Here is a 14,579-nt window from a genome sequence, read left to right on the forward strand (position 1 = left end):
CTTCACTCTATTGCTTTTAGAACGGGTGCAACAGACGCTGGACGAAAGTTTGGGTGCGGGGGTTGGCAGGCGTGCCGAGCACCTTGGCCGCCGGACCGGTCTCCACGACCACCCCGCCATCCATGAACACCACGGTGTCGGCCACATCCCGGGCGAAGGCCAGCTCGTGGGTCACCAGCACCATGGACCAGCCCTCCTGGGCCAATTCCTTGATGACCGTGAGCACCTCGCCGACCAGCTCCGGATCCAGTGCGCTGGTGGGTTCGTCGAAGAGCAGCAGATCCGGCTGCTGCATCAGCGCGCGGACAATGCCCACGCGCTGCTGCTGGCCGCCGGACAGGGAGTTCGGGTAGGCGTCGGCCTTGGCTTCAAGGCCCACGCGGGCCAGCAGCTTCTTCGCCTGCGCCACGACCTGGTCCTTGGGACGCTTTTGCACCTCGATCGGCCCGATGCTCACGTTCTGCAGCACCGTCAGATGGGGGAACAGGTGATGTCCCTGGAACACCATCGCCGAACGCTTGCGCAGGATCTGTGCGGCCTTGGGTTTCATCCCGGCGCTGAAGGAAACTTCCGGCCCGCCGGCGAATCCGACGGTGCCGGCATCGGCGATTTCCAGGCCGTTCAGGCAACGCAGGGCAGTGGTCTTGCCAGAGCCCGACGGGCCAATCAGTGCCAGCACTTCACCGGAATGCACGGTGAAGTCGATGCCCTGGAGCACCTGGTTCTCGCCGAAGGCCTTATGCAGGGCGGTGACGGAGAGCAGGGCGGAATTACTTGGCGACATACTTTTCAAGCCTTCCTTCAACAGAGTTTTGCAGAGCCGAGAGCACCAGGCAGATGACCCAGTAGATGGCTGCGGCCTCGCAATAGAGCAGCAGGAACTCGTAGGTGGAGGCCGTGATTTCCTGGGCCTTGCGGAACATTTCGGTGACCAGGATGGTGGAGGCCAGCGAGGTGTCCTTGACCAGGGAAATGAAGGAGTTCGACAGCGGCGGCACAGCCACCCGGGTGGCCTGCGGCAAGATCAGCCGGTACAGGGTGCGCGTGCGCGACATGCCCAGGGTGTAGCCGGCTTCCCATTGGCCCTGGGGGACCGAGAGGATCGCGGCACGAATGATTTCAGCGGCGTAACCGCCGATGTTCAGGCTGAAGGCGATGATGGCACTGGGCCACGGGTCGATGGTCAGGCCCACCGAAGGCATGCCGTAGAAGATGACGAACAGCTGCACCAGCAGCGGCGTGCCGCGAATGATGGAGATGTAGATCCGGGCAATCGAGGAGATGACCCGGTTCTTGCTGATCCGCATCAGCGCCATCAGCAAGGCGATGACCAGGCCCAAGGCCATGCTGATCAGGGCCAGCGGAATGGTTGCCGTGATCGCCCCGAGGGCTAACGGCCCGAGCGAGTCGAGGAATAACTGCCATTTCGAATCCATGGGCTACCTTTTGCGCAAATGAGACTGGCTCCACGCGTTCTTACGTGTGGAGCCAGTCTACTTATAGTGTTTGCTACTTGCTGACGTCTTCGCCGAAGTACTTCTCGGAGATCTTTGCCAGTTCCCCCTCGGCGCGCAGCTCCTCGAGCGCGGTGTCAATGGCCTGGGCCAGTTCAGTGGAATCCTTGCGCAGGGCTACAGCGGATTCGCTCTTCTCCTCGGATTCGGCAGCGATCTTGATGCTGTCATCCGGGTTGGTCTTCTGCGCATCCAGGAACGTCAGCTTGTCGTTCACGGTGGCATCGACACGGCCCTGCTTGAGCAGGGTGATCGACTGGGCCCAGCCTTCCACCGGCTCGACGTTCGCGCCGGCGGCCTTGGCGGTCTCGTAGAAGTTGCTGGTCAGCGACTGCGCGGTGGTCTTGCCTTCCAACGTCTCGAAAGAGGCGATCTCGCTGTTATCGCTCTTGGTCACCACCACGCCGGTGGAGACGGTGTAAGGCTCGGTGAACAGGTACTTCTCTTCGCGTTCCGGGTTGATCGAGACCTGGTTGGCGATGGCATCAAAACGCCCGGCATCCAGTCCGGCGAAGATCGCGTCCCACTGGGTTTCCTGGAACTTGACCTCGACGCCCATCTTCTCGCCGACGGCTTCGATGACCTCGACGTCGTAGCCGGTCAGCTCGTTGCCCTCGTGGTAGGAGAACGGGCGGTAGGTGCCTTCGGTGCCCACGGTCAGCACGCCCGAATCCTGGACCTTCTTCAAGGTGGCTCCGGTGTCCGCCGAGGACTTGGCGCCACCGGATTCGCTTGCGGAGGTCGATGGGCCTGCCGAGCCGCAGGCGCTCAGTGACAGGGCGATAATTGCGGCAGTAGCCAGCAGTGGTGCGGTGCGCTTCATGGTGACCTCGCTAGGGGAGTGGATAAAAGCTGTTGTCCTACTGAACACTCTAGTGATGATCGCTTATTCCTGCAGGTGGAAGTTACGCTAAATTCCGAGGACGATCGCCAGCAGCATCATCAGCGGGATCGCGCAGATGGTGGTGACCAGGACCGTGTCCTTCGCGATTACCACCCCGTGGTCATAGCGCATGGCCGTCACGAAAATGTTCTGCGCAGTTGGCAGGCCGGCCATGATGACCGACGCCACCAGCAGCTCGCCACGCAGATTGAATACCCAGTAGGCCAGTGCCCAGGCCAGGAACGGGTGGAGCAGCAGCTTGGCCCCGGCGGCGATCAGCACATCGGCGCGGCGGCCCGACTTCTTTTCCAGCGGCTTGGAACCCACCAGGGAGATGCCGAAAGCCATGAGCATGGCGGGGATCGAAGCGCCGGCGATCAGGTCGATCGGTTCGAGCACGATGGAGGGCAATTCGATGCCGGTCAGCGCGACGGCCAAGCCGAGCAGCGACCCGATGATCATCGGGTTCTTCGCGGTGGCCAGCAGCAAAGCGATCGGGGTGGTGCGGTGCCGCGAGGTGGTGGCATCCAGCATCGCCAGATTGATCGGCTGGTAGAGGGCCAACTGGAAGAGGATGATCGGTGCCGCGTAGGACATGTCGCCGAGCACGTACAACGCGATGGGCAGGCCCAAGTTGGCGGAGTTCACCGTGGAGGCGGACATTGCCGCGATGATGCTTTCCGAGGCCGGGCGCTTGAGCATCCGGGCCGTCGCCAGGTAGTAGAGCACCGCGGTCAGCGCCGCGGACAGGGCGGCAACCCAGAGCAGCGGCCCGAGCACGGAAACCGGATCGGACTCGGCCAAGGTGGTGAACAGCAGGGCGGGGCTGGCCACGAAGAAGGTGACCCGGCTGAGCACATGGCGGCCTTGCTCGCCCAGCACCCCGGTGCGGCCCACCAAGTAGCCGACGAGAATGACAACCCAAATGATGGAGAAGCCTTCGAGGACTCCGGTCATCGTGCTCCTTCGCTGGCTATCAGAAGACCAACAACGCCGGAGCACCATTGGTGCCCCGGCGTTCGCTTGAGCGGGCGACGGGAATCGAACCCGCGTATCGAGCTTGGGAAGCTAGCGCTCTACCATTGAGCTACGCCCGCAGTGCACCGAGCGGCCTATTGACGGCCCGGGCATCAAAAGCATATCCCACGAATCCCGCGCACCGGAAAACGGCACGGAAAATCGTGGCCAAAGTTACGCAATGCCTATTCGGAGGGCTTCTCGTTGAGCAGCTGCTCGCGCAGGATCGCCACCCCATCGGCCGGGACCTCGAAGCTGAGCTCGTCGCCGGGGTTCACCACGAAGCCGGTGTTCTCCAATGCGCGCACCACGGTGGCGCCCTGGACCTTCACGCCGTAGGGCGCCATGTCGATGTACGAGGAGGGGATGCGCTCCAGGGTGGTGAAGACCGCAACCACGGCCTCGCCGGAAGGGTTGGTCAGCATCATCGGCTGGGCATTCTTGTTCTCGCCGGTGACCTCTTCACGGGAGAGGAAATACACCTCGGCGCTCATGAAAGCGCCGATGACCGAGCCGGACAGCTCAGGTTTGTTGAGCCCGGCCTGCAGCATCATTTCGAAATGCGTCTTGGGCTGTGCCCGCTGCTTGTCCATTGGCGTTTCGATGATCGCATCCGGGACCTGGTCTGGTTCTTGGCCTTCAGCGGCGGCGGAGGTGTTCTCGTTGCTCATGTACTACAGCATGTCGCGATAAACCCCCAGGTGCAAACGCCGAATGCGGTTAATTCGGGGTAAAGGCCTAAAATGGCAGATGAGCACACACGATTGAATCAAGGACTGAGCATGCCTGAATTCCGTTACGAGGATCTTCTGCCAATTGGCGAAGATACCACCCCGTACCGCAAGATTTCCTCCGAAGGTGTCGAAGTTGTCGCCGGCCCGGATGGAAAGAACTTCCTGAAGGTCGCGCCGCAGGCACTGGAGCAGCTGGCCGAGACCGCGCTGCACGACATCTCGCACTACCTTCGCCCGGCCCACCTGCAGCAGCTGCGCAATATCCTCGACGACGAGGATGCCAGCCCGAACGACAAGTTCGTCGCCCTGGACCTGCTGAAGAACGCCAACATCGCCGCCGGCGGCATCCTGCCGATGTGCCAGGACACCGGTACCGCGATCGTCATGGGCAAGCGCGGCCAGCGCGTGCTGACCGAAGAGCAGGACGAGATCTCGCTCTCGCGCGGCATCTACAATGCCTACACCCGCCTGAACCTGCGCTACTCGCAGCTGGCTCCGATCACCACCTGGGAAGAGAAGGCCACCGGCAACAACCTCCCGGCGCAGATCGACCTCTACGCGAACACCAAGGACGGCGCTGACACCAGCTACAAGTTCCTGTTCATGGCCAAGGGCGGCGGATCGGCCAACAAGTCCTTCCTGTACCAGGAGACCAAGGCGATCCTCAACGAGAACTCGATGCTGAAGTTCCTCGATGAGAAGCTGCGTTCGCTGGGCACCGCCGCGTGCCCTCCGTACCACCTGTCCATCGTCATCGGCGGCACCTCGGCCGAGATGGCGTTGAAGACCGCGAAGTACGGTTCGGCCAAGTACCTGGATTCGCTGCCGACCGAAGGCGCGATGACCGGCCGCGGCTTCCGCGACACCGAGCTGGAAGACAAGGTCCTTGAGCTGACCCGCCACTTCGGCATTGGCGCGCAGTTCGGCGGCAAGTACTTCTGCCACGATGTGCGCGTGGTGCGCCTGCCTCGCCACGGCGCCTCGCTGCCGGTGGCCATCGCAGTATCCTGCTCGGCTGACCGCCAGATGCTGGCCAAGGTCACCGAAGAGGGACTGTTCGTCGAGCAGCTGGAAACCGATCCAGCCCGCTTCATGCCGGCGGAGGACCACCCGGCCCTGGCCGCGCACGACGACGAGACCGATGGCGTCACCGGCACCGGTGGCTCTTCGGTGGTCAAGATCGACCTGAACAAGCCGATGAGCGAAATCCTGGCCGAGCTGACCAAGTTCCCGGTCAAGACGCGCTTGTCGCTGTCCGGTCCATTGGTTGTGGCCCGCGATATCGCACACGCCAAGGTCAAGGAACGCCTGGATGCTGGCGAGGAAATGCCGCAATACCTCAAGGACCACCCGGTCTACTACGCAGGTCCTGCCAAGACCCCAGAAGGCATGCCTTCGGGTTCCTTCGGCCCAACCACCGCAGGCCGCATGGACTCCTACGTGGACCAGTTCCAGGCTGCCGGCGGCTCGATGGTCATGCTGGCCAAGGGCAACCGCTCCAAGCAGGTCACCGAGGCATGCAACACCCACGGCGGCTTCTACCTGGGCTCCATCGGCGGCCCGGCGGCACGTCTGGCCCAGGATTGCATCAAGAAGGTCGAGGTGCTCGAATACGAGGAACTGGGCATGGAAGCGATCTGGAAGATCGAGGTCGAGGACTTCCCGGCCTTCATCGTTGTCGATGACAAGGGCGAGGACTTCTTCGCTGAGACCTTGAAGCCGACCTTCACCGGCATTCCGGTGCGCGCGAAGTAATTTTCCAGCGCTCTGGGCAGGAACCACCTGCCATGAACTGCTCCCCAAAAGTTGGACTGTAGAAGCCAGCAACTTTTGGGGAGCATTTTCATGCCGTCCGGCGGCACGCAACCTGGAAAACCGTTCCCGGGATTGCATGCCGGTGCGGAGGGCAGATTCCAGGATGCTCCCGCAGAGGGGCAGGGTGCTGACGAAGCTACTTTGCGTGAACTTGCTGCTTCGCGTCCCGGGCACTAGTTAATATTGGACGCTAGTACTGGATGCCCCGCTGCACCATGATTCGGGCACTGCCCAACGCCCAGCGGATTGCGGGCAGAGCCGCGAAATGGCGACTCGCAGCGGCAATTTTCGTGGTTCCGGCGGTTCTGGTGGACCTGGCAGCGGCCTGTTCCAGACCGGGCTACTGGGTGAAGCCGAAGCCCCAGTCGCGGTACGGCGGAAGGAAACGCAGGACCATCAAGTCCTCGTCCACGACAACATCTTCGCCGGCCTTCTTGGATTTTTCGTGCGGCTCTTCGTCTTTGGCTTTCGCGGGTTCTTTCTCGACCGTTGCCTTTGCTTCGCTTTGCTCGGCATCCGCTATCGAGGCGGCCAGCATCTGGTGGTACTCTTCGAACGTTTCCGCTCCGGAATCAAGCATCGCTTCGGCATGCTCGACGCCGACATAGCGCACATGCCACGGCTCGTACTTGTAGCCGGTGATCTCTTCCTTGCCCTGGGGGTAGCGGATGATCAGACCGTATTCCGCCGCGTGCTCGGCAATCCACAGGCCGGCCGGGGTCTGGCCGAATTCGGCTTTCAATTCGGCGCGGCTATCGGTGTAGCCCAGGTCTGCGGCCAAACCAAGCTGGTGCTCGCTGGTTCCGGGGCGCGCAGAAATCCGTTCGGCATAAGCGGTGCCGTACTTGGCTTGGTACTGGTTGAACAAGACCGCCTGGCGCTGGTACGAACGGTATGCGCTCAGCAGCTTGATCGAATGGCCGGCAGCGCGCGCATCAGCAATGAACGCTTCAATGGCCTCTGCCGCCTCAGGACGCAGGGTCATGGAGCTGCCGGCAACACCAACGAGCTTGCCGGGAACGTAGTCCTCCGGCGAAAGCTTCGTGGTGGGGTTGATCAAGGCCAAGGGGCTCGATGCCTTCGACAGCTGCGAGCTCTCGACAGCAGGCAGATCCTCGGCCGGCGCAGCGAGTGCGGCGGTGCCGGAGAGCAGCAATGCCGATGCGAGTACGGTGCCAGTCAGCGCGGAGGCTAGGCGCATGTTGAATAAACCCTTGAGTTGCGGAGCGATGATGGGAAATCCCACCTTAACGATAGCTGGAAACGCTGGGTAATTGGTGGGAAATCTGCGACCAGCTGGTGAACAGGAGGCGGCCAGTGATCTCGACTCACTGTACATAATTGGCCTAATAGTTCGGCTGCCGGGGAAAGTCAGGATAAATTTATACGCGTGTTGTATTCAGATGGTGACATTCGTCGAGAAATAGCGTCCGGTGAGATTGGGCTAGAGCCCTTTGACCCGCAGATGGTCCAGCCCGCATCCGTGGATGTTCGACTTGACCGGTTCTTCCGGCTTTTCGATAACCACAAGTATGCGCACATCGATCCTTCGGCGGAGCAAGATGAACTGACGCGCCTGGTCGAGGTCGACCCCGATGAGCCATTCATCCTGCACCCGGGCGAATTCGTGCTCGGCTCGACCTACGAAGTGGTGACCTTGGGCCACGGCGTGGCCGCGCGGCTGGAAGGCAAGAGCTCCTTGGGCCGCCTTGGCCTGCTGACCCACTCCACCGCAGGGTTCATCGATCCGGGGTTCTCCGGCCACGTGACCTTGGAACTGTCCAACATGGCCACCTTGCCCATTAAGCTGTGGCCGGGATCGAAGATCGGCCAGCTGTGCTTCTTCAAGCTGACGTCGGACACCGAGCATCCATACGGTTCGGGACCCTACGGCAACCGCTACCAGGGCCAGCGTGGCCCCACGGCTTCGCGCAGCCACCTGAACTTCCACCGGACCATCATCGAGAACTAAGCGGCAGTACCGCTCAGGATCCCGCAAACGGCGCTGGCCCCCAACATTTGTTGGGGGCCAGCGCCGTTTGCGGCTGGAAGCTACGCGGTGACCTTCTTGGGCGACCGGATTGGCAGGAGCAGGAGCAGGCCGAGCGCCAAGACCACCAGGATGCCCAGGATGCCGTAACGCTGGGCTTGGCCGGATGCCACCAGCGGGGTAGCGATGGCGATGGCTCCGGCAAACAACGCCGGTGCCAGGAAGGACACGGCGCGACCGGTGGTCGCGTACAACCCGAAGAGCTCTCCTTCGCGTCCTTCGGGAATCAAGCGCGAGAGGTAGGAGCGGGAAGCTGCCTGTGCCGGTCCGACGAACAAGCACAGCAGCAGGCCGAAGATCCAGAAGCCCGCGGCTTCGGGGGAGAAGAAGACTCCGGCGCCGGCAACCAGCAGGCCGATCAGCGAACCGACAATGACCGCCTTCGGGCCTGCCACGTCATCGATGCGGCCGCCAAGCACCGCGCCAAGGGCCGCAACGACGTTGCCGACGATCGCGAAGATGATCACTTCGGTCAGTTCGAAACCGAAGGTGCCCGCGGCAATGACGCCGCCGAAGGTGAAGATGGCGGCCAGCCCGTCGCGGAAGACGGCGGAGGAGCAGAGGAAGAAGAGCAGGTTGCGGTCGCTGCGCCACAGTTCCCTGATGTTGTTGAACAGGACCTTGTAGGTAAGCATCAGCGGGATTTTCTTCGAGGTGCTCGGTGGCGCTTCGGGGATCACGAAGAACAGCGGCAGCGCGAAGAGCAAGCACCAAGCGGCAGAGAACACTGCCACCCAGCGCAAGTTCAACGATTCTTCGGTGCTGGCACCTGGCCAGTCCACGATTGGCTGCACGAACAGGAAGAGCACCAGGGCGAGGGCGAGGATTCCGCCGACGTAGCCCATGCCCCAGCCGAAACCGGAAACCTTGCCGACCGTTGCCTTGGTGGAAATCTGGTTCAGCACCGCGTTGTAGTTCACGCCGGCGAATTCGCCGAAGACCGACATGGCCGCGACGAGGATCGCGCCGAACCAGAGGTAGGAAGGGTCGGGGTAGACGAAGAAGCAGGCCGCGCAGATGGCGACGAGAACCAGGGTGTTGACCACGATCCACAGCTTGCGCCGCCCGGCAACATCGGCGCGAAGCCCGGTGACGGGCACCAGCAGGGCGATGGCCAGTCCGCCGATGGCCAGTGCCTGCGAGAGGACCAGCGACGCATGGTCGGTGTCGCCGAATAGCTCGCTGGTGAGATAGACGGTGAACACGAAAGTGATCATGACAGCGTTGATCGCGGCTTGTCCCCAATCCCAGCTGGCCCACGCCCAGGTGTACTTATTAAGCCACTTTTCACGAATCGCCGACGGTTCGACCTGATTGATTCCCATGCTGGCATCGTACCTGCAACAGGTAATCAGGCGATGAATAGGAACGACCTTTTGGAGAATAGCGGCTAGCTTGGAAAATCAGCTGGTCGCGGAAAACGCAGGGAATATTCCTTAAAGGGCACATTCGTGCGATTGCAGGCAGGCCACGGCTGATAAAATTACAGATGCAGGCGCTTTTCGAAGTGCTCTGGATACTCTGCCCACCACCAGCCGACAGAGGAAAAGCGTGCTAATAATTCTCACTGCGCTGTTTGCCACCGCTGTTTTATGCCCATTAATATTCCGGGCCTTGAAACGAAACGGTTTTTACGTTGTGGCGGCCGTGCCCGCAGTGGGATTCATCTGGTTGCTGACCCGCATGCCGGCGGTGCTTTCTGCCGATAATTCCCTGGCCAATGGTGCGCCAAATGCGCCGCCATCGGTTCAAATGGAATGGATTCCCGGGCTGAATATCGCCCTGAATTTCCGCATGGATTCTTTGGCCGCGACAATCTTGCTGCTGATCCTCGGCGTGGGCGCGCTGGTGCTGTTCTATTGCGCCCGCTATTTCAAGAATGATGATCCGCAGATCGGCAGCTTCGCGGCGAAGATGGTCGCTTTCGCCGGAGCCATGACCGGCTTGGTCACGGCCGATGACATCATCATCATGTTCATCTTCTGGGAAATCACCAGCGTGCTTTCCTACCTGCTCATCGGTTTCAGCCAGGCCCTGATCACCGCGCGCCGTTCAGCCATGAACGCCCTGATCATCACGACCCTTGGCGGACTGGTGATGCTCGCCGGCATCTTGATGCTCGGCGCGGCGGCCGGCAGCTACCAGCTCTCGGAGATCATGGCATCGGCCGATGAACTGGTGGCCTTGGGGGCCTTCACCGATGTTGCGGTGGCGCTGATTATTGTCGGGGCGATCTCCAAATCGGCCCTGGTGCCTTTCCACTTCTGGCTGCCCGGTGCGATGGCCGCTCCGACTCCGGTGTCCGCGTACCTGCACGCGGCAGCCATGGTCAAGGCCGGCGTCTACCTGATCGCCCGCCTGGCCCCGGGCTTCGCCGAGACCACCCTGTGGGTCCCCATGACCGTAGGCATAGGTATTCTCACCATGCTCATCGGCGGTTACCGGGCGCTCAAGCAATACGACCTGAAGCTGATCCTGGCCTTCGGCACGGTCTCGCAGCTGGGCTTCATCATCGCGGTCTTCGGCTTCGGCACCCCCGAAGCGGCTTTTGCCGCACTGGCCATGACGCTGGCCCACGGACTGTTCAAGGCGACGCTGTTCCTGAGCGTGGGCATCATCGACCACAACACCGGTACCCGCGATATCCGCAAGCTCAGCGGCTTGCGCCGTGCCATGCCGATCCTGGCCACGACCACCGGCATCGCCGCGGCGTCCATGGCCGGCGTGCCGCTGCTGTTCGGCTTCGTTGCCAAGGAAGCGGTCTACGAATCGGCCCTGCACCTGGAAACCGGGTGGGGGATGGCCGCGCTCGTCGGCATCCTGATGGGTGCGGCGCTGACCATGGCCTACTCGCTGCGCTTCTTCTTCGGGGCTTTCGGCGTGAAGAAAAAGAAGTTGCCTGCATTGCAGTGCAAGGCCCCGACACTGATCTTCCTGGCGCCCTTGCTGGTTCTTTCGGCGGCGACGCTGTTCCTGGGCCTGTACCCGCAGCTGGTGGAGCCGCTGGCCATCCACTGGTCGGCCGCGCAGGGCGGACCGGGCAAAATGCACCTGCTGCCATTTGCCGGCTTCAACGCGGCACTGGGGCTGAGCGCCATATCGGTGGGCCTGGGCCTGTGCTTCTTCTGGCTGCGTCACCGCACCGACACCGGCGCACCGCTGCGCCGCATGGTCACCTCGGCCGAGGAAATCTACCGCATGTCGGTGAACGTGCTGGACAAGGTGGCCATCTGGATCACCGGTCGCACCCAGCGTGGTTCGCTCTCCTTCTACCTGGGCGTCATCCTGGTCGTGGTGCTGGTGATCCCGCTGGCCATCGCGCTGACCGTCTACACCCCGTGGCCAACGAACTGGATCATCGCCGACCACCCGGCCCAGCTGCTGATCGGTGCGGTGATCATCGCCGGTGCGGTGGTCTCCATTACCGCGCCGAAGCGTTTCATGGCGGTGCTGATGGTTTCGGTGACCGGCTACGGCATGGTCGCGATCTTCGCCCTGCAAGGTGCCCCGGACCTGGCGCTGACCCAGCTGCTGGTGGAAACCATCGTGCTGGTTTCCTTCGTGCTCGCCTTGCGCGCCCTGCCCAAGCGACTGTGGGTGGGCCTGACCCGGATCAAGTGGGGCCGGGCCATCCTGTCCATCGCCCTGGCCGTGATGGTCGTCTACATTGCTATCGCGATGATGGCCGCCCGCAACGAGGCCCGCATTTCCCTGGCTTGGCCGGATCTGGCCTACTACGAGGGCTACGGCAAGAACATCGTCAACGTGGCCCTGGTGGACCTGCGCGTGTGGGATACCTTCGGCGAGATCACCGTGCTGGCGGCGGCTGCCACCGGTGTGGCTTCGCTGATCTTCGCCGGGCGCAGCTTCGGCAACCGGGTGCGGGCCCACCAGGTGGCACCGGGCAGCATCGACGCGGGTTCCGAAGCCATGGGCAGCAAGGACTCCAAGGAAACCGAGCTGCGCATTGCCCGCCGCTTTGCCTCCAGCTCCAACCAGGACTGGTTGATGGCTGGCAGCACCCTGGTCGCCGAGCGCCGCTCGATCATCTTTGAAGTGGTCACCCGGCTGATTTTCCACACGGTGCTGATCATGTCGGTGTACACGCTGCTGACCGGGCACAATACCCCGGGCGGCGGCTTCGCTGGCGGGCTGATCGCCGGCTTGGCGCTGACCATCCGCTACCTGGCCGGCGGCCGCGTGGAACTTTCCGAGTCGATGCGCATCGCTCCGGGCATGCTGATCGGCGGCGGCATAGCGCTAGCCGGATTGGCGGGCATCGTGCCGCTGCTGCTGGGTGATGGCATCTTCACCACCTACGCCCTGGAATTCTGGTTCTTCGGCGAGCACAAGTTCGTTTCCTCAACGATTTTCGACATTGGAGTGTATCTGGTGGTCCTTGGCCTCGTGCAGGACGTGCTGCGTTCTTTGGGCAGTGAGATTGATTCGCTCTCCGAAGGCCGCAGCCCGGTGGAGCGCCACGACGAGATCCAGGCCTCCCGGACTGGAGTTGGCCGATGAGCGTGAACATCACTTTCCTCGTAGTCACCGGCGTGCTGCTGGCGGCCGGCTTCTACCTGGTGCTCGAACGCACCCTGACCCGGGTGCTGCTGGGCATCATGCTGCTGGGCAACGGCATCAACCTGCTGATCCTCACCAGCGGCGGGCGCAAGGGCGCGGCGCCGTTGTTCAAGCCGGATGCGGCGGCCGACTCGTACTCGGACCCGCTGCCGCAGGCGCTGATCCTCACCGCCATTGTGATCACCTTCGCGGTGACCGCCTTCCTGCTGGCGATGATCTACCGGTCCTGGACCCTGACCAGCGCTGATGAGCTCACCGATGACACCGAAGATATCAAGGTGTCCCAGAAGACCGCCTACGACGAGGAAGAAGACTCGCCAGTGGCCGAGGATACGACCGAATTCGTTGATGAAGAAGGACGCCCAGTGCGCGAGGGGGAAGAGTGAATTTCCTGGATCTAGCCCCCTTGGCCGTGGTGCTGCCGATCTTCGGCGCCGGGGCAGCCTTCCTGGTCCGCCGCCAGGTCCGCCTGCAGCGCCTGATCACCATCGGCATCCTGTGCCTGACCCTGGTGCTCGAAGCGGGAATGCTCGCCGCCGTATGGGGCGGGGAAAGCTATGCCATCCATATTGGCGGCTGGGAGTCGCCCTTCGGCATCGCCCTGATGGTCGACGGGTTCAGCGCCTTCATGCTGCTGGTCTCCACCGTCGTCTCGCTGGCTGTGCTGCTCTTCGCCACCAGCCAGGGCCTGGCCGACGGGGACGAGCCCGGACCGGTGTCGATATTCCACCCGGCGTACCTGATCCTGCTGGCCGGAGTGTCCAACGCCTTCCTGGCCGCTGACCTTTTCAACTTGTACGTCGGATTCGAAATCCTGCTCACCGCCAGCTACGTGCTGCTGACCTTGGGCGGTACCGCCGAGCGCATCCGCGCCGGTACCACCTATGTGGTGGTTTCCGTGGTTTCCTCGGTGATCTTCCTGATGGCCATCGCGATGACCTATGCGGCCACCGGCACGGTGAACATGGCTGACCTTGCGGTGAAGCTGCCCGAGCTGGGCCAGGGCCCGCAGCTGATCTTGCATGTGCTGCTGCTGATCGCTTTCGGCATCAAGGCCGCGGTCTTCCCGCTGTCCCTGTGGCTGCCGGACTCCTACCCGACCGCACCGGCCCCGGTGACCGCCGTGTTCGCCGGGTTGCTGACCAAGGTGGGCGTCTACGCGATCGTCCGCACCGAAACCCTGCTCTTCCCGGGCGGCTCGGTCAACGCCGGACTGCTGGTGGTGGCCGCGCTGACCATGGTCATCGGTATCCTCGGTGCGCTGGCGCAGACGGACTTCAAGCGCATGCTTTCCTTCACGCTCACCAGCCACATCGGCTACCTGATCTTCGGCGTGGCCGTGGGCGGGCCGCTGGCCATCGCCGCGACCATCTACTACGTGGGCCACCACATCATCGTGCAGACTTCGCTGTTCATGGTGGCGGGACTGATCGAACGCCGTGCCGGTAGCTCGAATGTCACCCGGCTCGGCTCGCTGGCCAAGCTCTCCCCGGCATTGGCCCTGCTCTTCTTCATCCCGGCCATCAATCTGGGCGGCATCCCGCCGTTCTCCGGATTCCTGGGCAAATTCGGGCTATTGCATGCGGCCGCGCAGGATGCCGATCCGCTGACCTGGGTCGTGATCGGCGCCGGATTGCTGACCAGCCTGCTGACCTTGATGGCGATCATCCGCGTGTGGGCCCGTGTGTTCTGGCGCCGTGCCGCTGATGCCGAGGTGCCCAACCAGGACCTGGTGGCCGAAGCGACGCAGGTCGCCGACGAGACGTTGGCCGGCGGCGCGCAGAACCCCCGCTTGGGGTTGAAACTGGCCAAGCAGCTGGAAGCCGACTCCTTGCCGTGGGGCATGCGCTACGCCACCGGTTCGCTGGTGCTTGCGGGCATCGCCCTGACCGTCTTTGCCGGGCCGATCTTCGAATTCTGCCAGCGGGTGGCTGCGGAACTGATCGCCCGCGAACCGTATATCAGCTCGATCTTGCCATTCTGAT

12 protein-coding genes and 1 tRNA gene are annotated in these 14,579 nt (G+C 62.7%); 5 read left to right on the forward strand and 8 right to left on the reverse strand.

What is annotated here, in order from left to right:
• Positions 1–16: 16 nt before the first annotated feature.
• The 6 genes from ACP3TE_RS12065 to ACP3TE_RS12090 all read right to left on the reverse strand — a co-directional run bounded on the left by ACP3TE_RS12065 (position 17) and on the right by ACP3TE_RS12090 (position 4,085).
• Positions 17–784, reverse strand: a complete 768-nt coding sequence (locus ACP3TE_RS12065) for an amino acid ABC transporter ATP-binding protein (protein ID WP_426733710.1) — start codon at positions 782–784, stop codon at positions 17–19.
• Positions 771–1,436 (reverse strand): amino acid ABC transporter permease, encoded by a 666-nt coding sequence (locus ACP3TE_RS12070; RefSeq protein WP_105657025.1) that lies wholly within the window; start codon positions 1,434–1,436, stop codon positions 771–773. The genes ACP3TE_RS12065 and ACP3TE_RS12070 overlap by 14 nt, the downstream gene beginning before the upstream one ends.
• A gap of 73 nt (positions 1,437–1,509) precedes the next feature.
• The gene (locus ACP3TE_RS12075; protein WP_426733712.1) at positions 1,510–2,337 is read right to left on the reverse strand and encodes a transporter substrate-binding domain-containing protein; all 828 of its coding nucleotides are present in this window, start codon (positions 2,335–2,337) and stop codon (positions 1,510–1,512) included.
• An 87-nt stretch (positions 2,338–2,424) separates the two neighbouring features.
• Positions 2,425–3,354 (reverse strand): AEC family transporter, encoded by a 930-nt coding sequence (locus ACP3TE_RS12080; protein ID WP_133833550.1) that lies wholly within the window; start codon positions 3,352–3,354, stop codon positions 2,425–2,427.
• A gap of 69 nt (positions 3,355–3,423) precedes the next feature.
• Positions 3,424–3,494: transfer RNA gene (locus tag ACP3TE_RS12085), tRNA-Gly, on the reverse strand.
• Between the two features lie 105 nt (positions 3,495–3,599).
• On the reverse strand, positions 3,600–4,085 hold the full coding sequence (locus ACP3TE_RS12090) for an SseB family protein (RefSeq protein WP_105662527.1): 486 nt from the start codon (positions 4,083–4,085) through the stop codon (positions 3,600–3,602).
• Between the two features lie 111 nt (positions 4,086–4,196).
• Between ACP3TE_RS12090 and ACP3TE_RS12095 the strand changes: the two genes are divergently transcribed.
• A complete protein-coding gene (locus ACP3TE_RS12095; RefSeq protein ID WP_426733715.1) occupies positions 4,197–5,903 on the forward strand; it encodes a fumarate hydratase in 1,707 nt (568 codons plus the stop codon).
• A gap of 400 nt (positions 5,904–6,303) precedes the next feature.
• Here ACP3TE_RS12095 and ACP3TE_RS12100 read toward each other — a convergent pair whose 3' ends face one another.
• The gene (locus ACP3TE_RS12100) at positions 6,304–7,164 is read right to left on the reverse strand and encodes a M15 family metallopeptidase (RefSeq protein WP_426733717.1); all 861 of its coding nucleotides are present in this window, start codon (positions 7,162–7,164) and stop codon (positions 6,304–6,306) included.
• A gap of 189 nt (positions 7,165–7,353) precedes the next feature.
• On the opposite strand from ACP3TE_RS12100, the gene dcd reads away from it, so the two are divergent.
• A complete protein-coding gene (dcd, locus tag ACP3TE_RS12105; protein WP_332728373.1) occupies positions 7,354–7,935 on the forward strand; it encodes a dCTP deaminase in 582 nt (193 codons plus the stop codon).
• 80 nt (positions 7,936–8,015) lie between these two features.
• On the opposite strand, the gene ACP3TE_RS12110 is transcribed toward dcd, so the two are convergent.
• Entirely contained in the window at positions 8,016–9,338 is a 1,323-nt protein-coding gene (locus tag ACP3TE_RS12110; protein ID WP_105657019.1) for an MFS transporter, read from the reverse strand.
• Between the two features lie 226 nt (positions 9,339–9,564).
• On the opposite strand from ACP3TE_RS12110, the gene ACP3TE_RS12115 reads away from it, so the two are divergent.
• Genes ACP3TE_RS12115 through ACP3TE_RS12125 form a run of 3 tightly spaced genes read left to right on the forward strand, consistent with a single transcriptional unit; the run spans position 9,565 to position 14,578 of the window.
• Positions 9,565–12,534, forward strand: coding sequence for a Na+/H+ antiporter subunit A (locus tag ACP3TE_RS12115; protein WP_105657018.1), 2,970 nt, complete (start codon positions 9,565–9,567; stop codon positions 12,532–12,534).
• Positions 12,531–12,980, forward strand: coding sequence for a Na(+)/H(+) antiporter subunit C (locus ACP3TE_RS12120; protein WP_105657017.1), 450 nt, complete (start codon positions 12,531–12,533; stop codon positions 12,978–12,980). Before ACP3TE_RS12115 ends, ACP3TE_RS12120 begins: the two co-directional genes overlap by 4 nt.
• Entirely contained in the window at positions 12,977–14,578 is a 1,602-nt protein-coding gene (locus ACP3TE_RS12125; RefSeq protein WP_133833554.1) for a Na+/H+ antiporter subunit D, read from the forward strand. The genes ACP3TE_RS12120 and ACP3TE_RS12125 overlap by 4 nt, the downstream gene beginning before the upstream one ends.
• Position 14,579: the final 1 nt, after the last annotated feature.

This window comes from Glutamicibacter sp. 2E12 (genome assembly GCF_050030965.1).
Taxonomy (GTDB): domain Bacteria; phylum Actinomycetota; class Actinomycetes; order Actinomycetales; family Micrococcaceae; genus Glutamicibacter.

Bases quoted from the DNA above. Each gene is read 5' to 3' on its own strand.
- ACP3TE_RS12065 (WP_426733710.1), bottom strand. From the start codon at position 784: ATGTCGCCAAGTAATTCCGCCCTGCTCTCCGTCACCGCCCTGCATAAG.
- ACP3TE_RS12070 (WP_105657025.1), bottom strand. From the start codon at position 1,436: ATGGATTCGAAATGGCAGTTATTCCTCGACTCGCTCGGGCCGTTAGCC.
- ACP3TE_RS12075 (WP_426733712.1), bottom strand. From the start codon at position 2,337: ATGAAGCGCACCGCACCACTGCTGGCTACTGCCGCAATTATCGCCCTG.
- ACP3TE_RS12080 (WP_133833550.1), bottom strand. From the start codon at position 3,354: ATGACCGGAGTCCTCGAAGGCTTCTCCATCATTTGGGTTGTCATTCTC.
- ACP3TE_RS12090 (WP_105662527.1), bottom strand. From the start codon at position 4,085: ATGAGCAACGAGAACACCTCCGCCGCCGCTGAAGGCCAAGAACCAGAC.
- ACP3TE_RS12095 (WP_426733715.1), top strand. From the start codon at position 4,197: ATGCCTGAATTCCGTTACGAGGATCTTCTGCCAATTGGCGAAGATACC.
- ACP3TE_RS12100 (WP_426733717.1), bottom strand. From the start codon at position 7,164: ATGCGCCTAGCCTCCGCGCTGACTGGCACCGTACTCGCATCGGCATTG.
- ACP3TE_RS12110 (WP_105657019.1), bottom strand. From the start codon at position 9,338: ATGGGAATCAATCAGGTCGAACCGTCGGCGATTCGTGAAAAGTGGCTT.
- ACP3TE_RS12120 (WP_105657017.1), top strand. From the start codon at position 12,531: ATGAGCGTGAACATCACTTTCCTCGTAGTCACCGGCGTGCTGCTGGCG.